18 protein-coding genes are annotated in these 19,616 nt (G+C 73.6%); 11 read left to right on the top strand and 7 right to left on the bottom strand.

The features are described from left to right. Positions 1–201: 201 nt before the first annotated feature. The 4 genes from ACWGIS_RS22425 (at position 202) to ACWGIS_RS22410 (ending at position 4,992) form a co-directional block, all read left to right on the top strand. Entirely contained in the window at positions 202–636 is a 435-nt protein-coding gene (locus ACWGIS_RS22425) for a DUF6643 family protein (protein WP_355794410.1), read from the top strand. Positions 637–698: 62 nt separating this feature from the next. Then, the gene (locus ACWGIS_RS22420) at positions 699–1,529 is read left to right on the top strand and encodes an MOSC domain-containing protein (protein ID WP_453364218.1); all 831 of its coding nucleotides are present in this window, start codon (positions 699–701) and stop codon (positions 1,527–1,529) included. A 219-nt stretch (positions 1,530–1,748) separates the two neighbouring features. After that, positions 1,749–2,354, top strand: a complete 606-nt coding sequence (locus ACWGIS_RS22415) for an Rv1733c family protein (RefSeq protein WP_453364217.1) — start codon at positions 1,749–1,751, stop codon at positions 2,352–2,354. 199 nt (positions 2,355–2,553) lie between these two features. After that, the gene (locus ACWGIS_RS22410) at positions 2,554–4,992 is read left to right on the top strand and encodes a right-handed parallel beta-helix repeat-containing protein (protein ID WP_453364216.1); all 2,439 of its coding nucleotides are present in this window, start codon (positions 2,554–2,556) and stop codon (positions 4,990–4,992) included. On the opposite strand, the gene ACWGIS_RS22405 is transcribed toward ACWGIS_RS22410, so the two are convergent. Continuing rightward, positions 4,962–7,394 carry a hypothetical protein gene (locus ACWGIS_RS22405; protein WP_453364215.1) on the bottom strand — a complete coding sequence of 811 codons (2,433 nt, stop codon included), beginning with the start codon at positions 7,392–7,394 and terminating at the stop codon, positions 4,962–4,964. The genes ACWGIS_RS22410 and ACWGIS_RS22405 overlap by 31 nt on opposite strands. Positions 7,395–7,662: 268 nt before the next feature. Between ACWGIS_RS22405 and ACWGIS_RS22400 the strand changes: the two genes are divergently transcribed. Both ACWGIS_RS22400 and ACWGIS_RS22395 read left to right on the top strand, forming a co-directional pair. Continuing rightward, entirely contained in the window at positions 7,663–8,493 is an 831-nt protein-coding gene (locus ACWGIS_RS22400) for a DeoR/GlpR family DNA-binding transcription regulator (protein WP_453364214.1), read from the top strand. A gap of 107 nt (positions 8,494–8,600) precedes the next feature. Beyond that, the gene (locus ACWGIS_RS22395; protein WP_453364213.1) at positions 8,601–9,080 is read left to right on the top strand and encodes an SRPBCC family protein; all 480 of its coding nucleotides are present in this window, start codon (positions 8,601–8,603) and stop codon (positions 9,078–9,080) included. Positions 9,081–9,111: 31 nt separating this feature from the next. On the opposite strand, the gene ACWGIS_RS22390 is transcribed toward ACWGIS_RS22395, so the two are convergent. Next, positions 9,112–10,236 (bottom strand): PLP-dependent cysteine synthase family protein, encoded by a 1,125-nt coding sequence (locus ACWGIS_RS22390; RefSeq protein WP_453364212.1) that lies wholly within the window; start codon positions 10,234–10,236, stop codon positions 9,112–9,114. A 313-nt stretch (positions 10,237–10,549) separates the two neighbouring features. Between ACWGIS_RS22390 and ACWGIS_RS22385 the strand changes: the two genes are divergently transcribed. Next, on the top strand, positions 10,550–10,873 hold the full coding sequence (locus ACWGIS_RS22385; protein ID WP_453364211.1) for a hypothetical protein: 324 nt from the start codon (positions 10,550–10,552) through the stop codon (positions 10,871–10,873). Positions 10,874–11,055: 182 nt separating this feature from the next. Beyond that, the gene (locus ACWGIS_RS22380) at positions 11,056–11,574 is read left to right on the top strand and encodes an ATP-binding protein (protein WP_453364210.1); all 519 of its coding nucleotides are present in this window, start codon (positions 11,056–11,058) and stop codon (positions 11,572–11,574) included. Between the two features lie 32 nt (positions 11,575–11,606). Here the strand turns inward: ACWGIS_RS22380 and ACWGIS_RS22375 are convergent, their stop codons facing one another. The 3 genes from ACWGIS_RS22375 to ACWGIS_RS22365 are packed head-to-tail and all read right to left on the bottom strand — an operon-like array spanning position 11,607 to position 15,228. After that, positions 11,607–14,168, bottom strand: a complete 2,562-nt coding sequence (locus ACWGIS_RS22375; protein ID WP_453364209.1) for an ABC transporter permease — start codon at positions 14,166–14,168, stop codon at positions 11,607–11,609. Further along, entirely contained in the window at positions 14,165–14,941 is a 777-nt protein-coding gene (locus tag ACWGIS_RS22370) for an ABC transporter ATP-binding protein (protein WP_453364208.1), read from the bottom strand. The genes ACWGIS_RS22375 and ACWGIS_RS22370 overlap by 4 nt, the downstream gene beginning before the upstream one ends. Then, complete coding sequence (locus ACWGIS_RS22365; protein ID WP_453364207.1) at positions 14,938–15,228, bottom strand: SHOCT domain-containing protein; 291 nt, start codon at positions 15,226–15,228, stop codon at positions 14,938–14,940. The genes ACWGIS_RS22370 and ACWGIS_RS22365 overlap by 4 nt, the downstream gene beginning before the upstream one ends. Positions 15,229–15,416: 188 nt before the next feature. Between ACWGIS_RS22365 and ACWGIS_RS22360 the strand changes: the two genes are divergently transcribed. Genes ACWGIS_RS22360 through ACWGIS_RS22350 form a run of 3 tightly spaced genes read left to right on the top strand, consistent with a single transcriptional unit; the run spans position 15,417 to position 17,518 of the window. Continuing rightward, complete coding sequence (locus ACWGIS_RS22360; protein ID WP_453364206.1) at positions 15,417–15,977, top strand: TetR/AcrR family transcriptional regulator; 561 nt, start codon at positions 15,417–15,419, stop codon at positions 15,975–15,977. 51 nt (positions 15,978–16,028) lie between these two features. Further along, on the top strand, positions 16,029–16,613 hold the full coding sequence (locus ACWGIS_RS22355) for a DUF4865 family protein (protein WP_453364205.1): 585 nt from the start codon (positions 16,029–16,031) through the stop codon (positions 16,611–16,613). Continuing rightward, on the top strand, positions 16,610–17,518 hold the full coding sequence (locus tag ACWGIS_RS22350) for a phosphotriesterase family protein (RefSeq protein ID WP_453364204.1): 909 nt from the start codon (positions 16,610–16,612) through the stop codon (positions 17,516–17,518). The genes ACWGIS_RS22355 and ACWGIS_RS22350 overlap by 4 nt, the downstream gene beginning before the upstream one ends. 22 nt (positions 17,519–17,540) lie before the next feature. On the opposite strand, the gene ACWGIS_RS22345 is transcribed toward ACWGIS_RS22350, so the two are convergent. Together ACWGIS_RS22345 and ACWGIS_RS22340 are read right to left on the bottom strand one after the other, a co-directional pair. Next, entirely contained in the window at positions 17,541–18,785 is a 1,245-nt protein-coding gene (locus ACWGIS_RS22345; protein WP_453364203.1) for an ROK family protein, read from the bottom strand. A gap of 138 nt (positions 18,786–18,923) precedes the next feature. Then, the gene (locus ACWGIS_RS22340; RefSeq protein WP_453364202.1) at positions 18,924–19,598 is read right to left on the bottom strand and encodes an alpha-ketoglutarate-dependent dioxygenase AlkB family protein; all 675 of its coding nucleotides are present in this window, start codon (positions 19,596–19,598) and stop codon (positions 18,924–18,926) included. Positions 19,599–19,616: the final 18 nt, after the last annotated feature.

The raw sequence follows: 19,616 nt of genomic DNA, 5'->3' as shown, positions 1-19,616 counted from the left end.
CGCCCATGATCCGGGCCGGAAGAGCGGTGGCCAACCGCCGGTAACCCGCCAGGAACTCGGCCTTTACACGATCTGAACCCTCTTTGGCGTCCTTTTTTGCCGAGTTCGCTCGCATTGGGGATCCCGCGTCACTGCCGACACGGAAAACAACCCTCTTATCGGTCTCCCCAACCAGCACATCGTGGGCTTAACTTATGTGCCATGACCTCCCCCCGCTCCACCTATGGCGGCGGTTACTACTCCGCGCCGTCCTTCCCGGACACCCCGATCTACGACTCCCTCGTCGCGGAACGGGGCACCCCTCAGATCGCCCCCATCCGGGTCCCCTCCGCGTACGACACGGGCAGCCACCTGCCCGCGCTGCCGTCGGCTCTCCCCGCGCTGCCGGCCGGACCTTCCCAGCCTTCCTACGGCTACCCGCAGGCCCAGCAGCCCGCACCGCTGCACCAGGCGCCCACGGGCTACATCCCCCAGCAGGCCGCGGGCCCCCGCGGCTACCCGGGCCACCAGCAGCAGCAGCCCCGCCCGATGGCGGCCAACACCGGCTACGAGGCGATGCGCCCCGCGGCTCCGCGCCCGGCCCCCGCGCCGTACCAGGACCCGTACAACAACGGGCAGCAGTACCGCGGCTACTGAGCGCCCCGGACCCGTCGGGGTCCGGGTCCCGGAGGGTCGTCGGCTGCTGGCACGATGACCCCATGGCGAACAACCCGGCGCTGCAAGCGATTCACGTCCACCCGGTCAAGGCACTCGGGGGCCACGCACCCCGCGAGGCCGCGGTGGAGCCCTGGGGGCTGGCCGGTGACCGGCGCTGGGCACTGATCGACGAAGCGGGCAAGGTCGTCACCCAGCGGCAGCGGCCCCGTCTCGCACTCGCCGCCGCCGAGCCGTTGCCCGGCGGCGGCATCCGGCTGTCCGCGCCCGGCGCCGACCCGCTGACCGTGGCGGTGCCCGACCCGGCCGTCACGATCCCCGCCAAGTTCCCGCGCCAGAAGGTCGAGACGGTCGTCGCCGACACGTCCGCGAGCACCTGGTTCAGCGCGTACCTGGGCGTGGAGGTCACGCTCGTCCACCTCGACGACCCCGCCACGCGCCGCCCCATCGACGACGCCCCGCACGCCCGTCCCGGCGAGACCGTCAGCCTCGCCGACGCCTACCCGCTGCTGCTCACCACGCGGTCCTCCCTGGACGCCCTCAACTCCCTGATCGCGCAGGGCGACCACGCCGACGAGGGCCCGCTGCCCATGGACCGTTTCCGGCCGAACGTGGTGGTGGCCGGGACCCCGGCGTGGGCCGAGGACGACTGGACGCGCGTCGCCATCGGCGAGGTCGTCTTCCGGGTCGCCAAGATGTGCGGCCGCTGCGTCGTGACCACCACCGACCAGCGCACGGCCGAACGCGGCAAGGAACCGCTGCGCACCCTGGGCCGTCACCGCCGCTTCGGCGACCAGCTGGCCTTCGGGCAGAACCTGGTCCCCGAGTCCCGCGGCACGGTGCGGATCGGCGACCCCGTCGAGATCCTCGCCTGATCGCCGCACGCGCCACCGTCCGTACGGACACGTGTCCGCAGGGTTCCTGAGGGAACCTGTGAGCGGGGAACCCGGAGGGCACGCACGGTCGTTGAAAGCCCATGAGAAGTTCATGAGACGGACTCGCGGGACCGGCGGGTGACGTCTCTCCCTTCGCCGGGCGCGCGCCTGGACGGCCTGGCGGAGGGTTCTCACCGAGGCGGAAGGGGGGTGCGGGCGGTGCGGGCGATCCGCGGACTCTGGCGATGGCGGCACAATCCGCTGCGCCGTACGACCGATCTGTTCGAAGCCTGGCTGGCGTTGGCGGCCGTCGTGCTGGTCCTGGGCGCCGCGCCCCTCGTGGGTGCCGTCGTCGGAGGTGCCGCCCAGCGGGCCCTCCAGCAGTCCGTCCGCGAGCAGCGCCAGGCGCGCCACCAGGTCGTCGCCACCGTCATCAGGAGGCTCGACCGCTCCCCGCTCGACCCCGATCCCGAGACCTCGTCGGCGCGCGACGCGCACACCCGCGTACTGGCCCACTGGAAGGGCCCGGACGGCACCGCACGGCACGGCGCGGTGACGGCCGTCCTCAATACCCCGCACCGCGGCGACCGCTTCCGGGTGTGGACCGACCGGCACGGCCGCCCGGCCGGCCGCCCCCTGGACTCCGCGACCGCGTCGACGCACGCCGTCCTTGCCGGGTTCGGGGCGGCGGCGCTCACCGTCGCGCTCGTCGAGGGAGGACGCCGCCTGATCATGTGGCGCACCACCCTTCGCAGGTACGCGCGTTGGGACCGGGCCTGGGACAGGGCGGGCCCCGACTGGGGAAGGACGGGCACCGGCAGCTGACGGCCTTCTCCCTCCGGTCAACCCGCCGCGTCCGCGCACGCTACGGTGGACCGGCCGAACTGTTCGGCACCTCGTGAGAGGTCGTCCCAGGTCTGCGACACACGATCGGATCCCCTTTTTTCGGCGGGATCGGATCTCCGGCATGACGCGGTCGGCCTCTCAGGACCCGCGTACGACTAGGTGGGGGCACAGCAGCGCCATGGCACAGGGCACGGTCCAGGTGACGCACACCGGCACCTCGCGGTGGCGGCGCCGCACAGGTGAGTACGCCTCGCTCGCCGCCGCCCTGGAGGCCGCGGCCGACGGCGACGTCCTCACCGTCGCCCCCGGCACCTACCGGGAGAACCTCGTCGTCCAGCGCGCGGTGACGCTGCGCGGCCCCGACGGCACACCCGGCTCGGTCCGCATCGCGCCGGTCGACGGGGTGCCGCTCACCGTGCGGGCCTCGGCCGTGGTGCAGGACCTGCACATCGAGGGGCAGGACGCGGCGGCGCCCGCGGTGCTCGTCGAGGAGGGCACGCCCGAGCTGACGGACCTGCGGATCGTCACCCGCTCCGCGGCCGGCATCGAGGTGCGCGGCGGTGCCCGACCGACGGTGCGGCGGTGCACGGTCGACAACCCGGCGGGCATCGGCATCGCCGTGGTCGACGGCGGGGGCGGGGTCTTCGAGGAGTGCGAGGTCGTCGCGGCCGGCCAGTCCGGCGTCGCGGTGCGCGGCGGTGCCCGCCCGCGGCTGGAGCGCTGCCGGGTGCACCACGCCTCGGGCGCGGGCCTGTCGGCGACGGGCGAGAACTCCTCCCTGGAGGCCGTCGGCTGCGAGGTCTACGAGGTCAAGGGCTCCGGGGTGCAGATCACCGGACGGGCCACGGCCCACCTCACCGACTGCGACGTGCACCGGACGACCGCGGACGGCGTCACGCTCGACACCGACGCCGTCCTCACCCTCGCCGACTGCCGCATCCACGACATCCCGGAGAACGCGGTGGACCTGCGTTCCCGCTCGGTGCTGACGCTGACGCGCACGACGGTCCGCCAGTTCGGCCGCAACGGCCTGTCCGTGTGGGACCCCGGCACCCGCGTCGACGCCAACCAGTGCGAGATCTTCGACAGCACGGGCGACTACCCCGCGGTGTGGGTCAGCGACGGCGCGACGGTCGTCCTCGAGTCGTGCCGGGTGCACGACGTGCCGGACGCGCTCTTCGTCCTCGACCGCGGTTCCCGCGCGGACGTCGTGGACAGCGACCTCTGGCAGGTCCGGAACACGGCGGTGTCCGTCAGCGACGGCGCCACCGCGCAGCTCGACGACTGCCGCATCCGGGACGCCGCGACGGGCGCCTGGTTCCGTGACCACGGCAGCGGCGGCACCCTGTCCGGCTGCACGGTCGACGGCACGCAGACGGGCGTCATCGTCACCAAGGGCGCCGACCCCACCATCGAGCGCTGCACGGTCGACTCACCCGCCGAAGCGGGCTTCTACGTGTCGGCGGGCGGCCGGGGCAGCTTCCACAACTGCCGGGTCACGGGCAGCGGCGGCTACGGCTTCCACGTGATCGACGGCTGCCGCACGACGCTGAAGAAGTGCCGGACGGAGCGGTGCGCGCGCGGCGGGTACGAGTTCGCGGACGCCGGCACGGGCACGGCGTCGGACGGCGGACCGCTCGTCGAGGACTGCACCAGCGACGAGAGCGCGAGCCCGCGGCCCCCGGCGCAGGAGACGGCCGTACAGACCACCAGCCACTCCCCCGGCCTGCTGGGCGCCATCCCCGGCCAGCGCACCACCGAGCAGGAACCGCTCGTCGCGCCCGCGCAGGAGGCCGACCGGCCCGCGCGGCCCTCGACGGACGTACTGGGTGAACTCGACGCCCTGGTGGGCCTGGAGAGCGTCAAGCGCGAGGTGCGCGCCCTCACCGACATGATCGAGGTGGGCCGCCGGCGCCTGCAGGCGGGCCTCAAGGCGGCCTCCGCACGCCGCCACCTGGTCTTCACGGGCTCCCCGGGCACCGGCAAGACGACCGTCGCCCGGCTCTACGGCGAGATCCTGGCGTCCCTGGGCGTGCTGGAGAAGGGCCACCTCGTCGAGGTCTCCCGCGTCGACCTGGTCGGCGAACACATCGGCTCGACGGCGATCCGCACCCAGGAGGCCTTCGACAGGGCGCGCGGCGGTGTGCTGTTCATCGACGAGGCGTACGCGCTGTCCCCGGAGGACTCGGGGCGCGACTTCGGCCGCGAGGCGATCGACACGCTCGTGAAGCTGATGGAGGACCACCGGGAGGCGGTGGTGGTGATCGTCGCCGGCTACACGGCCGAGATGGAACGCTTCCTTTCCGTCAACCCCGGTGTCGCCAGCCGCTTCTCACGGACCATCACCTTCGGCGACTACGGCCCGGAGGAGCTGCTGCGGATCGTGGAGCAGCAGGCCGAGGAGCACGAGTACCGGCTCGCGCCCGGCGCGCCCGAGGCGCTGCTCACGTACTTCACGGACCTGCCCAAGGGGCCCGCCTTCGGCAACGGCCGCACGGCGCGCCAGACCTTCGAGGCGATGGTCGAGCGGCACGCGGGGCGGGTCGCCCAGCTCGCCGAGCCGAGCACGGACGACCTCACCCTGCTCTACGCGGAGGACCTGCCGGAGGCGCCCTGAGGAGGGTCCTCGCGGGGCGGCGGGCCGGCCGGCGGTCCGTCGTCCTCCCTGGAGCGGGGCCCCGGCACGTCGGGGGCGAGCCGGGCGAGCAGCCGCTCGCGTTCCTCGTCGAACGCCGGATCGGCCTGGTAGTCGCTGTGCCCGAGGACCGGCGCGGGCAGCGGGTGCCGTTCGGTGCGGCCGTAGGCCAGGGGGTCCCGCAGGGCCTCGCGGTCGACCTGCGGGCCGCAGTCCCCGGGCAGCCGCACTGGGCCGCCGATCGGGTCGGTGGGGCGGTACAGGTTGCGCCAGCAGTCGACCTCGCGGTGCAGGGAGGTCAGCGCGGCCGGCCCGAAGTGCGCCGGGAACCAGCGCCCGTACAGCCGCTCCAGCGGTGAGCCGTACGTGAGCAGCGCGACCCGGCTGCGGACGGCGGGCTTCAGCTGCCAGGCCGCGGCGGCCGCGAGCACGCTGCCCTGGGAGTGGCCCGAGATGACGAGGCGTCCGCCGGTGGCACGGGTCCAGGTGGCCATGCGCCAGGTGAGGTCGGGGACGGCGCGCTCGGCGTAGCAGGGCGGTGCGAAGGGGTGGGCGGCGCGGGGCCAGAAGGTGCCGACGTCCCAGAGGATGCCGATGGTGCGGCGTGCGGCGGCGTCCTTGTAGGCGCGGCGCCCCCAGGTGACGAAGAGCAGGAAGCCGAGTCCGATCAGCCAGGACCCGAGGGCCTGCGCGGTCTGGGCGGCGCCCTGCACGAAGGCGGACGAGCCCCGCGCCGCCTCGCCGGGCGCCTTCCCGGTCAGCCCCGCTCCGAGCAGTGCCGCCGCGCCGAGGAGCAGGGTGGCCGCGGACGTGATGCCGATGATCCGGGGGGCGCGGTCGGTGAGGGCGGCATGCGCGCGCGTGGACGCGATCCGGCGGGTGCGGACGGTGTCCTTGGCCTCGCCCGGGTAGTCGAGTTCCACGTTGCGCATCTCCCGGTGGCGCAGCAGCCGGGTGCGTGCGGCGAGCCAGCCGGCGAGCGCCAGCAGCACCAGCAGCAGGGGCGGGATCGCGGAGGCCTGCCAGGTCAGCAGCACCGGCGGGCTCACCAGCGCGTCCCGGGTGCCGTCCAGCCAGTCGGCGACGCGCTGGGCCACTCCCCCGGACATGACGCCGCCCAGCGCGCACGCCAGCATGGCGACGGCGGGACCGGCCAGGCCGCGCATCGCGGTGCGCGGGTCGGGGCGGGTGCGGTACAGGACGTGCGCGACGACGCCGAGGACGACGACGAGCAGCCCCTGGCCCAGGGCGACGGCGCCGAAGGTCATGTCGCCCGGGAGCCGCCCCGAGGACTCCCAGCCGGGGCGCGACCAGCCGGCGTACAGCATGGTGAGCGCGAGCAGGACGAGGGCGCCGCCCGGGAGCCAACGGGTGAGCGTCTCGTCCAGCTCCCGGTCGAGGCGGTTCTCGCTGCGGCCCCTGCGGCACACCACCCACACCACGACGGCCGCCCCCACGAGGAGGCTCGCGTCGAGGAGCCGTCCCAGGGCCGCCAGCAGGGCGGGCCCGTCGGACCCGCGGTCGTGGCGGGCGGCCGACGTGCCGACGGCCGCGGCGACGGTCAGGAAGCCCGCCGCCGTGTGGGCGGCGCGCAGCCGGGCCACCAGGCGTCGCCCGTACCAGAATCCGGGGCGGCCGAGTCCGGTGCGGCCGGTCTCCTCGTCGGGCTCGGCCCGGCGGGAGAGGGGCTGTTGCGACTCGTAGGCGCTCCAGGTGCGGTGGGAGAGGTACCAGAGCAGTCCGGTGAGTGCGGCCGGCACGACCGAGGCCAGGGCGAGTCGGCGTCCCGGTGCGCTCCACCAGCCGTCACCGGACGTGGTGGGCGCAAGGAAGCCGAGCCAGGAGTGCTTGTCGGCGCACGCGTGCGTGCCCGCGCACTGCCAGGCGGTGAGGTCGAGGGCCACCTCGCAGGCGGCTGCCACCAGGAGCACGGTCAGGCTGAGGCCGACGAGCCGGACGAGCAGGCCGTAGAGGCGTACGGTGCGGGTCCGGTTCTGCGCGGTGGGGCGCATCCAGTGGGCGAGGTTGACCACCATGAACGGCAGCAGTAGGAGCCACAGGGCGCGGGCGCCGTTGCCGGAGGTGAGGTTGCACCAGACGTACGCCTCGGGCACCGGTTTCGCACGGGGTCCGTCGGGGCGCCGCTCGGCGTCGGTGTCGTCGGCGCGCCGGTACACCGCGGCCGTCTCGTCGCCCGTGATCCGTACCGTGCGCGGATCGCCGAGCATGTCCTGGGGTGTGGCGCCGCCGACTCCGTGGACCAGGAGTTCGAGGGCGGGCTCGGCCCCTCCGGGCGGCTGCGGAGGGACGGCGCGTTCCCTCGTCGGGTCCTGGAGGGAGTCGCCGTGCTCCCCGGCCTGGCCGTGATGTCGTGCACGCTCCACTGTTCCGCACTTCCCCGTGCCGCGTGTCTGGCGTGTCATGTGCAGGCACAGGATCTCCGTTCCGGGACCGGCTCACACCTCTCGTCACGGAATCTCCCCGGTACGTGTGGCCCCGACCGTGGTGACGCGTGCACAGGCAGTGGCGCGACTGTCGGCGGCCCGTGCGAGGATGGGACGTCCCGCGGAGCCCGGGCGAGGTGAACGTCCTCGTCGGAGCAGGTTCGGACGGCGTGTCGGGCGGCTTGAGGCGAAAGGAACCGGAGCGGACGTGAGCGAGAATCAGAACCTCCTCGCGGAGCAGCGGCGCAACCTCATCCTCGACGAGGTACGCCGCCGCGGCGGAGTCCGCGTCAACGAACTCACCCGCAGGCTCGGCGTCTCGGACATGACGGTCCGCCGCGATCTCGACGCGCTCGCCCGCCAGGGTGTGGTGGAGAAGGTGCACGGCGGCGCGGTCCCGGTGGTCGAGGCGAGCACGCACGAGCCGGGTTTCGAGGCCAAGTCCGGTCTGGAGCTGACGGCCAAGGAGGACATCGCGCGGACCGCCGCCGGGCTGGTCGCCCCCGGCACCGCCATCGCGCTCTCCGGCGGCACGACGACGTACGCGCTCGCCCATCGGCTCGTCGACGTGCCGGACCTGACGGTGGTCACCAACTCGGTGCGCGTGGCGGACGTGTTCCACTCGGCGCAGCGCGTCTCGGGTCAGCGGCAGGGCGCGGCCACGGTGGTGCTGACCGGCGGGGTGCGCACACCCTCCGACTCCCTCGTCGGGCCGGTGGCCGACCAGGCGATCGCGGCGCTCCACTTCGACGTGCTCTTCCTGGGCGTGCACGGCATATCGGTCGAGGCGGGCCTGTCGACGCCGAACCTGGCCGAGGCCGAGACGAACCGGCGGCTCGTGCAGTCCGCCCGGCGAGTCGTGGTGGTCGCCGATCACACCAAGTGGGGCACGGTCGGCCTGAGTTCCTTCGCGATGCTGGACCAGGTGGACACCTGGGTCACCGACGCCGGGCTGCCGGCCGAGGCGCGCGAGGAGATCGCGGAGCGTCCCACCCGCCTGCTGGTGGCGGGCGAACCGGGGGACGACGCAGACATCTGACGGGCCGCCAGCTATCGTGGCGCCGCCCGCGGTACGTACACCCCGGGCACACCCGGGCCGGTCCCGTCCGCCCGGGACTTTGTTCCCGCCGAGGAGGTTGGGCATCCATGGCACGCCGTCTGCGCCCGGTCGGACTCGACTTCGTCGAGCTGGCTCCGCTCCGCCTGGTCTTCGCACGCGAGGTCACCGCACCTCCTGACGCCGTCTTCCACGCCCTCGCCGACGACGTGTCGGGCTGGGCGGAGTGGTTCTCCGCGGTGAAGCTCGCCCGGCCGACCGCGGGCGGCGCGGGGCGCGAGGTCCGGCTGAAGGGCGGCACGCGCTTCGAGGAGACCGTCCTGGCGGCCGAGGCGCCGCGCGTGTACGCGTACCGGGTCGACGTGACGAACGCGCCGGGCTTCCGCGCGCTCGCCGAGGAATGGCGGCTGACGCCCGCCGGGTCGGGCACCCTGGTGCGGTGGACCTTCGCCGCCGACGGGTCCGCGCCCTTCCGGCTGGCCCTCGGCCTGGGACGGGCGGGCCTCGGCCGCGCCTTCCGGGACGCGGTGGCGGCACTGGACCGACGGCTGACCACCACGACGGCCTGAGCGCGGACGGCCCGCCCGGCACGGGGGGCCGCTACTCCGGCCAGACGCCCGTGAGCAGCAGCGTCTCGATCGCCTCGGTGTACGGCGTGATGTCCAGCCCCTGCTGCGCGAGCCACGCGTCCGAGTAGTACTTGTCCAGGTAGCGGTCACCCGGATCGCAGATCAGGGTCACCACACTGCCCGTGCGCCCCTCGGCCACCATCTCGGCGACGATCTTCAGCGCGCTCCACAGACCGGTGCCGGTCGAGCCGCCCGCCTTGCGCCCGATGGCCCGTTCGAGGGCGCGGACGGCCGCCACGCTGGCCGCGTCGGGCACCTTCATCATCCGGTCGATGGCGCCGGGCACGAAGCTGGGCTCCATCCGCGGCCGGCCGATCCCCTCGATGCGGGAACCGCAGTCGGTGGTGACGGCCGGATCGCCGGTGGTCCATCCCTCGAAGAAGCACGAGTTCTCCGGATCGGCGACACAGATGCGGGTGTCGTGCTGCATGTAGTGCACATAGCGCGCGATGGTCGCCGAGGTGCCGCCGGTTCCGGCCGTGGCGACCACCCAGGCCGGTTCCGGGAACCGCTCCAGTTCGAGCTGGCGGAAGATGGACTCGGCGATGTTGTTGTTCCCGCGCCAGTCCGTGGCCCGCTCGGCGTAGGTGAACTGGTCCATGTAGTGGCCGCCGGTCTCCACCGCGAGGGCGGCGGACTCCTCGTACATGCGGCGCGGGTCGTCGACGAAGTGGCACTGCCCGCCGTGGAACTCGATGAGCCGGCACTTCTCGGCACTCGTCGTACGCGGCATCACCGCGACGAAGGGCACGCCGATCAGCTTCGCGAAGTACGCCTCGGAGACGGCCGTCGACCCGCTGGACGCCTCGATGACGGGGCGTCCGGGCCGGATCCAGCCGTTGCAGAGGCCGTAGAGGAAGAGCGAGCGGGCCAGCCGGTGCTTGAGGCTGCCGGTCGGATGGGTCGACTCGTCCTTCAGGTACAGGTCGATGCCCCATCGCTCGGGCAGCGGGAAGCGCAGCAAGTGCGTGTCGGCCGAACGGTTGGCGTCCGCCTGGACCTTGCGAACGGCTTCTTTGAGCCAGGCGCGGTACGTGAGGTCGCTGTGGTCGACGTCAAGGGTCTGTCCGGTCCGGGTCGAGGGAGTGGTGCTCACGGCGAGGCTCCTTACGCATTGCGCCGACGCCGGTTCACAGGGTCGGACACCTCGATCATAGGCACCTTCCACACGCTTCTCACCTGCATAAACGCATCTTTGGGCAGCCCAAAGGAGGACCTGGGGAGCGGCCCGCGCGGCGTCGGGGGGCGCATCCCGCGAGTGCTTCCACCGTCCCGCGGGACGTCGTCGTACGTACTGGTGCTCGTCGCCGGTGACGGGCAGACTGCACCGCAGGGGGATGCTTCAAAGGACCAAGGACCACGCCGGGCACGACGGAACGGCGGCCGAACACGCGAGGGGGCGGGGCATCATGGCGGATCCGGAGTTCACGGCCACGGGCGTGCGGATCGGGAAGAGGCTGCGCTCGCTCACCCGGGCCGGACAGGTCCGGATCAACGACGGCAGGCTCGAGTTGCTCACCAGCTACGGCAGCGAGATCGACAGCGCGCCGGTGCAGGCGGTGCGCGCCTCGAAGCCGTGGTTCGCCCACGACGACCGGGCGTCGGCCGACCTGAACGGCACGCGGTACCAACTCACGCTCGGTGAGCACGATCCGGCGCCGGGAAAGCCCGGCCCACCCTCGGCCCGCCGGTTCATCGAGGCGGTCCGCAAGGCGGCGGGACGCAACAGTTGAATGGGTCGCGAGTTGCGGGACGGCATTCCCTGGGTCACGCTGATGTCACGTCACTCTGGGTCTACCGGCGATAACGCTGCGAACCAGCCCGCCGGCCATCACAGCAGGCGGTCGTTCCACGCAGCCGTCTGCTGGATTCGATCTCCGTCTTCTTCCGGACCTCAATTCGGGGAGTCGCAGCCGTGATCAGCCAGCCAAGCAGGCATTGCACGGTGGGGCTCCAAGCCCTGCCCGCGCGGATCGGCCAGGTCCGCAGAATCGTATCTGCGCAGTTGCGCTACTGGCATCTGGACCAGTTGATAGACCGCGCAGCACTCGGCGTCACCGAACTTCTGACCAACGTTCACCGGCACGCCGAGCCCGACAAGATGTGCACCGTGGAGATCGAGTTCCTGCTCGACCGGCTCACGGTCTCGGTGCACGACAACGACCCGCGGCTGCCCGTCGTGGAGGACCCGGAACTCTTCGCCACCTGCGGTCGCGGCCTCGCCATGGTCGCCGCCATGAGCGAGAGCTGGGGTGTGCGGCCGAACGGGGAATCCGGCAAGGCCGTGTGGTTCACCCTGCCGGCGAACCCCGCCGCGCCGACGGCACCGGTGCGGCCGGCCTATGGCACCGTTCTCGAGACGCCTGTGCGCAGGTTCGGTTCGGAAACGCGCAGGCCCGAACACGCTCCCGCCCGGTCCGCCGTTGTCGGCTGACCGGGCGGTGACCTCCGCGTCGCGGGGACGCGTCACTCGGTGGCGATGGCGCGCAGCACGTCCAGGCGTGCCGCCCGCCGGGCCGGGCGCAGACCCGCGAGCGCTCCGGCCGCGAGGCCCACCAGGGCCACCACCACGAGCTGCACGGGCGGCACCGCGAAGGCGAAGTCGCTGTCGGACGCTCCGTCGGAGGCCCTCACGAGGACCCAGCCGAGGAAGCCTCCCAACGCGAGCCCGCCCGCCGTGCCGAACGCGGCGACCAGGACCGATTCCCAGCGGACCATGGCGCGCAGTTGCGCCCTGGTCTGTCCCACGGCCCTCAGCAGGCCGAGTTCACGGGTCCGTTCGTGGATGGCGAGCGTCAGCGTGTTGGCGATGCCGAGCAGCGCGATGAGCACCGCCAGCGCGAGCAGCGCGTAGACGAGGGTCAGCATCATGTCGATGCCGGCCGCCGAGGACCGCGCGTACTCGTCGCGGGTCTGCACGTCGGGGCTGCCGTACGCCGCCGCGGTCCGCTCCACCGCCGCCGTGCCCTCAGCCGTGCCCACGCCGTTCTCGAAGGAGACGGCGACGAGCGTGTCGGAGTCCTGCGTGCGGTGCGGGGCCCAGGCGGCACGGGTGATGACGTAGTCGCCGGCGAGTTCCGACCGGCCGTAGACGGCGCGGACGGTGAAGGTCTTCCGGTCGCCGTCGGTGAAGGTGAGGCGGGTGGTGTCGCCCGTCGTGAGTCCCTGCCTGCGGGCCTCCTCGCGGGTGACGGCGATCCCGTCGCCGCCGAGGCCCTCCAGCGATCCGTCCACCCGGCCGAGGTCGAAGACCTTGCCGAGCGTGACGGGGTCGGTGACGGTGAGGGCCCTGCCCGCGCCGTCGACCTCGGCGACCCCGCGGCCGAGTCCGACGGCGTTCTCGACGCCGGGCTGCCGTGCGATCGCGGGGGCCAGCTTCGGGCTGAAGCCGCTGCCGCCCGCGCCGAAGGACGGGGTGCTGACGACGACGTCGCCCGCGAAGGAGCGTGAGACCGTCTGGTCCGTGGTCGCCTTCAGCGAGGCGCCGAAGACCGTGAACAGCGAGACGACGGCGATCCCGATCATCAGCGCGCTCGCGGTGGCGGCGGTGCGCTTGGGGGTGCGCAGCGCGTTGCGCCGGGCGAGGCCGCCGGTGACCCCGCGCAGCCGGTCGAGGGGGATGCCGATGACGCGTACGGCCGTGCTCGACGCGACCGGGCCGAGCACCACGAAGGCGGCGAGGGCCAGGACGGCGCCCGAGCCGGCGAGCCACAGGGACGGTGTGGCGAGGACGCCGACGAGGGTCGCGGCGACGGCGAGTGCGGCCAGGGCACCACCGACGGCGGCGCGTCCGCGTGAGGCCCCGGACCGGTCCACGGCCGTTTCGCGCAGCGCGGCCAGCGGCGCGGTGCGGCCCGCTCGCAGCGCGGGCAGCACGGCGGAGCCCAGGCAGACCAGCACGCCGACGGCCAGGGGCAGCAGCAGCGAGAGCCCGCCGACGACCAGCGCCCCGTCCGGGAACGGGAAGCCGATGGCGGGGAACAGTGCCTGCAGTCCGGCCGCGATGCCGACACCGCCCGCGAGTCCGGCGGCGGAGGCCGTGACGGCGACCGCGCTCGCTTGGAGCAGCGTCGCGGCGGTGACCTGCCGGCGTGAGGCGCCCAGGGCGCGCAACAGGGCGTTCTCCCTGGTGCGTTGGGCGACGACGATGGCGAACGTGTTGTGGATGGAGAAGGTCGCGACGAGCAACGCGATGCCCGAGAAGACCAGCAGGAAGGTCGTGAAGAGGGTGAGGAACTGGCTGGAGATCATGTCGGTGTTCTCCTCGGCCGATTCCTGGCCGGTGATCGCCTCCACTCCCTTCGGCAGGACGGGCGTCAGCCTGTCGACGAGTTCCCGCTGGCCGGTGCCGGGTGCGGCCCGCACCTGGATGGCCGCCGCCTGGCCCGGGCGGGCGGTCAGGTAGGTCTCGGCGTCGGCCCGTGTCATGCCGGTGAAGGTCACCTGGGCCATGCCGTCCTCGCCGCCGAAGGTCGCGAGGCCGACGATCGTCACCTTCACGGGGTCGGGGGTGCGCAGCGTCGTGGTGTCGCCGATTCCCAGGCCGCCCTTCTTCGCGGCTCCCCGGTTGATCACGACTTCGCCGCTCCTGGCGGGCGCCCGGCCCTCGGCGAGGCGGTACGGGTTGAGTCCGGGGTCCGTGATCCAGTTGCCGGCCACGGTGGGCGGGCCCTGGCCGCCGACGGGTTCGCCGTCGGCGCCGACGAGTTGGCCGGCGCCCTGGATGTCGGGCACGGCGGCCGCGACTCCGGGCGTCCGCTCGATCGTCGCGGTCAGGGCGGTGTCGACCGGCTTGCGTTCGCCCTGGCTCTCGCCGGGTGTGGTGATCGTCGCGGCACTGCGGACGACGGCGTCCGTGCCGCCGGCCGCGTTGCCGAACATCGTGTCGAAGCCGGCGCGCAGGGTGTCGCCCATGACGAGCGTGCCCGCCAGGAAGGCGACACCGAGGAAGACCGCGAGGAACGTACCGGCGAAGCGCCGCTTGTGGGCTCGCAGGGACGCCGTGCCGATGCGGACGGAGGCGTTCACGACGGTGCCCCCTTGCTGTCGAAGGCCTTCATGCGGTCGAGGACCTTGTCGGCGGTCGGCGCTTCCATGCGGTCGACCAGGCGGCCGTCGGCGAGGAAGATCACCTCGTCGGCGTGGGCGGCGGCGACCGGGTCGTGGGTGACCATGACGACGGTGCGGTCCATCGTGCGCACCGCCCGGCCGAGCAGGCCCAGCACCTCCTCGCCCGAGCGGGAGTCCAGGTTGCCGGTGGGTTCGTCGGCGAAGACGACGTCCGGCCGTCCCGCGAACGCCCGTGCCACGGCGACCCGTTGCTGCTGTCCGCCGGACAGTTCGGAGGGGCGGTGGTGGAGCCGGTCGCGCAGGCCGACGACGTCGACGAGCGCGTCGATCCACGCGGTGTCGCCCGGCTGCCCGGCGAGGTCGACGGGCAGTGTGATGTTCTCCGCGACGGTCAGCGTCGGCACCAGGTTGAAGGACTGGAAGACGAAGCCGACGCGCTCGCGCCGCAGGAGGGTGAGGCGGCGGTCGTCGAGTGCGCCGAGTTCCGTGCCGCCGATGAAGGCCGCTCCCGAGGTGAGCGTGTCCAGGCCCGCCGCGCAGTGCATGAGGGTGGACTTGCCCGAGCCGGAGGGCCCCATGATCGCGGTGAAGCGGCCGGCCGGGAACCCTACGCTCACTCCGTCCAGGGCCCGTACGGCGGTGTCGCCGGAGCCGTACACCTTGACGGCTCCGGTGACTCGCGCGGCGTGGCGGGTGGTGGTCGCCTCGGTGGCCGCGAGGGCGCCGCTCATGCCGCGCCGCCCTTGCCCGTACGCCCGAACTGCTCGTCCAGGACGGACAGCCGGCGCCAGTACTCGTCCTCGTCGATCTCTCCGGCCGCGAAGCGGCGGCCGAGCACGGCGATCGGCGAGTCACCGGCCGGGCGTCCGCCGTCCGCCGGGCGCCACGGACCGCCGCGGCCCCGCCCGGCGGTGCGGCGCAGGACGGTCACCGCGCCGACCACGACGGCCGCCCAGATCAGCGGGAAGAACAGGATCCACGGGCCGGGGCCGCCGTCCCAGTTCGCCAGTGTCTGCATCTCGGTTCATCTCCTCGGTGGGTGTCCTCGTGATGTTCCGAGCCTGGCTCCGGGAGGGGGTCGGGGTCGTCGTACGGCCAGCGGCAGTGCGCGTACCTCCCGGGGAGTACGCGAAGGCAGCGCGTCTGCTCCCGGCGCCCGCGACTGCCCCCTCGATTTCTGTACCTACTAGTATGTACAGTGGTTTCATGGGCACCCCGGAGCGATTGATCGAGTCCACCCGCGAGCTGCTGTGGGAGCGCGGCTACGTGGGCACCAGCCCGAAGGCGATCCAGCAGCACGCGGGCGCCGGACAGGGCAGCATGTACCACCACTTCAAGGGCAAGCCCGATCTCGCTCTGGCCGCCATCCGCAGGACCGCCGAGGAACTGCGGGCCACCGCCGAGGGCGTGCTGGGCACGCCCGGCACGCCGTACGAGCGCATCGCGGCGTATCTGCGGCGCGAACGCGACGTGCTGCGCGGCTGCCCCGTCGGGCGGCTGACGATGGACCCGGACGTCATGGCGAGCGAGGAGCTGCGCGCTCCCGTCGACGCGACGATCGACTGGCTGCGCGAGAGGCTCGCCGGAATCGTCGAAGAGGGCAAGGAGCAGGGGCAGTTCGCCCCCTCCCTCGACGCGGAGGAGGTCGCCGCGACGATCGTCGCCACGGTCCAGGGCGGTTACGTCCTGGCCCGCGCGTCCGGCTCGCCCGCCGCGTTCGACACCGGCGTCCGGGGACTGCTGGCCCTCCTCTCCCCCTCCCGCTGAACCCGGCCGGTCGCTCCGACCCCCGCCCCCGCACCGCCACTTGGAGGCACCGTGCACGCCATGCAGTACGAACTGACGCTGCCCGCCGACTACGACGTGGGCGTCATCCGCGACCGTGTCTCCCGGCTCGGGCACCGGCTCGACGACTGGGACGGTCTCGGACTCAAGGCCTATCTGATCCGCGAACGCGGCGTGCACGGCTCGCCGGTCGGCCAGTACGCGCCCTTCTACCTCTGGAACACCGTCGAGGGCATGAACGACTTCCTCTGGACCGGCGCCTTCCAGGGCATCGCCGACGACTTCGGACGCCCCCCGGTGCGGCAGTGGACCGGACTCTCGTACGAGGAGGGGGTCGCCGCCGGCTCCCCCGCCGCGGTCGCGGTGCGGTGCGGCCGGCCCGTGCCCGAGGGCGTCCCGCTGTCGGAGGCGGCGAAGGAGGCGGTGCGGGAGACGGAGCGGCTGGCCTCGCTGGACGGCGCCGTCTGCGCGGCCGCCGCCGTCGACACCCGCAACTGGGAGACGGTGCACTTCTCCGTCTGGGCCCACGACACCCCCGAGGCTCCCGGCGAGGTCTTCCAGGTGCTGCACCTGTCGCAGCCCGGGCGGGCCCTGCTGCCGCGGGGGCCGCAGTGGTGAGCACCGTCCGCACGGTCCTCGGAGACCTGCCCCCGGAGCGGCTGGGCGTGTGCGACGCGCACGACCACGTCTTCTTCGGCAGCCCGCAACTCCCGGGCCAGGAACTGCGCGACGCCGCCTCCGCGCGGGCCGAACTCGCCGCCTTCCGGGAGCAGGGCGGCGCGAGTGTCGTCCAGTGGACGCCGTACGGGCTCGGCCGGCGGATGGCGGACCTGCCGATCGTCTCCCGGGACACGGGAGTTCACGTCGTCGCCGCGACCGGACTGCACCAGGCGGTGCACTACGCGCCCGAGGTGCTCACCCGGCTGCGCGGCGGACTGGCCGAGCTGTTCGTCACGGAGCTGACCCGGGGCATCGGCACGACGGGGGTCCGGGCCGGACTGATCAAGGTCGCCGGGGGCTTCCACGCCCTGGACGCGCACGCCCGCTGGACGATGACCGCGGCGGCCGAGGCGCATCACGCCACAGGGGCGCCGATCGCCGTCCACCTGGAGCTGGGCACGGGCGCCCTCGACGTACTCGACCTGCTGTGCGGCGAGTCGGGGGTGCCGCCGCACCGGGTGATCCTCGGCCATCTCAACCGGGCACCGGACCCGGTGGTGCACCGACAGGCCGCCGAGGCGGGCGCCTATCTGGCCTTCGACGGCCCCTCGCGCGCCCACCACGCCACGGACTGGCGCATGCCGGAGGCCGTACGGGCCCTCGCCGAGGCCGGGTTCGGTGATCGCCTGCTCCTGGGCGGCGACACTACGACCGCCTCCGCCCGCTCCGTCGACGGCGGTCCGGGCATGCCGTATCTGCTGCGCCGTGTCCGGCCGCGCCTCGAAGTCGCCCTCGGCAGGGAGCTGGTGGAGCGGGTGTTCACCGAGAACCCGGGACGCGCGTTCTCCGTGGAGTGGGCCTGACGGACTCGCCCCCTGTGCCGGGTCAGGCCCCGGCGAGGGCCGTCAGCGGGTCGTCGAGGACCGGCTGCCAGGCCAGTTCGGCCGCGCCCACCAGGCTGTTGTGGTCCAGCGTGCAGGCGAGGATCGGCACACCGCCGCTCTGCCCCCACAGGCTGCGGTCCGCGACGACGGCGCGCAGCCGGTCGGGGTCGGCGTCGAGCAGGGTGCGGTGCAGCCCGCCGAGGATGATGCGGTCGGGGTTGAGGATGTTGACCAGCCCGGCCAGCCCGAGCCCGAGCCGGTCGATCAGCGCCTCGGTGGCGGTGCGGACCGCCGGGTCCGCGTACTGCCCGCGGATCAGGTCGTTGGACTGCTGGAGCAGCGAGACCTCAGGACCCGGGTCGCGGCCTGCGGCGTCCAGGAAGGCCAGCGGGTCCGCCTCCACGTCGAGGCAGCCCCGGCTTCCGCAGTGACAGGGGCGTCCCCCCTCCGGGTTGACGGTGAGGTGGCCGACCTCCAGCGCCAGGCCGGAACTGCCCGTGTGCAGCCGCCCGTCCAGCACCAGGGCGCCGCCGACGCCCCGGTGCCCGGTCGCCACGCACAGCAGGTCACGAGCGCCGCGGCCTGCTCCGTGCCGGTGCTCGGCGAGGGCGGCGAGGTTCACGTCGTTGGCCGCGAAGGCGGGCCCGTGGATCCCGGCGGCGCGCACGCGCTCGGCGAAGATCCGGCGGACCGGCGCACCGGCGGGCCAGGCGAGGTGCAGGGGGTTGAGGGCGAGACCGTCCGGTTCGGCGACCGCCGAGGGCACCGCGAGACCGGCGCCCACGCAGCGCCGTCCGGTCCGCGCCAGCAGTTCGGCACCGGCCTCGACGACCGAGCCGAGGACCTTCGCCGGGTCGGCGTCGACGGTCTCGCAGCCGGGGGCGGTCGCGACGATCCGGCCGCCGAGACCCACCAGCGCGGCACGGAACCCGTCCGCGTGGACCTGCGCGGCGAGCGCGACGGGACCGTCCTCGGCGACCTCCAGGCGGTGCGAGGGGCGTCCTTGCGAACCGGCGGCCGCTCCGGGGCGCGCGTCCACGCGGATCAGGCCGAGCGCCTCCAGCTCGGCGGCCACCGCGCCGGCCGTCGCCCGGGTGACGCCCAGTTCGGCGGTGAGGACGGCACGGGTCGGCGCACGTCCGGTGTGCACGAGCTCCAGCGCGGGCCCGAGGGCTCCACGCCCCCGGTCCAGCCGCGTCCGTGTGTTCCCTTCCCCCGCCGCCCGGGGGCCCGCCTTGCCGTTCATGAGGGCGAGTCTCCCATGATCCGGACCACCGGTGGCCCGGCCGGGTGCCCCGGGCGGCGTCCGCGCGCTCCCGCCATGGCGCGCCCGGCGACACCCGTACCGCGACGGTCCCGGCCGCGTCCTCGCCCTGCGACTCGCTCACTTGTGCGCGACGGGCGGAACCTGGAAGCCGCCGACCCGGAGGGTGACGTTCAGCCGACCCGTGAGTCCCAACTCGCCCGGTCCGGTGCCCGCGTGGACCCGCGGGACCCCGTGGTAGGCCGACCGGGACGGGCCGCCGAAGACGAAGAGGTCGCCGCTGCGCAGCTCGACGTCCGTGTACGGGCGGCCCCGCGACCCGGTGTTCCCGAACCGGAAGACGCAGGTGTCGCCGAGGCTCAGGGACACCACCGGCGCGTCCGACCTCTCGTCGCTGTCCCGGTGCATGCCCATGCGGGCGTCTGCGTCGTAGAAGTTGATCAGCGCGATGTCGTGCGCCGCGGAACCGGGCGGCTGCGGGCCGAGGGCGTCCTCCACCGCCCGGCGGCCGAGGTCCGCCAGCCACGACGGGAGGGGTTTCACCGGGGAGCCGTCGCCGTCGACCACGGTGGTCGCGTACCCGTACGGGTACCAGTGCAGGCCCAGGCAGACCTGCCGGGAGGTCATGGTGCCGCCGCCGGGGGTGCGCACCGTGCGCAGGCCGGCGGGCGGTCTCGCCCACTCGCGGCAGGCGGCCAGCAGCCCCCGCTGGCCCGCGGGGTCCAGCCAGTCCGGCAGGTGCACGGCGCCCGGCGCCACCTCCGTCCGCCCGCGCGGAAACAGCTCGCTGTCCATGCCCTCCATCATCACGCA

The organism is Streptomyces sp. NPDC054842 (genome assembly GCF_053611025.1).
Note: the sequence above shows the minus strand (reverse complement) of the source record. Positions and strands in the feature narration are given on the sequence as shown.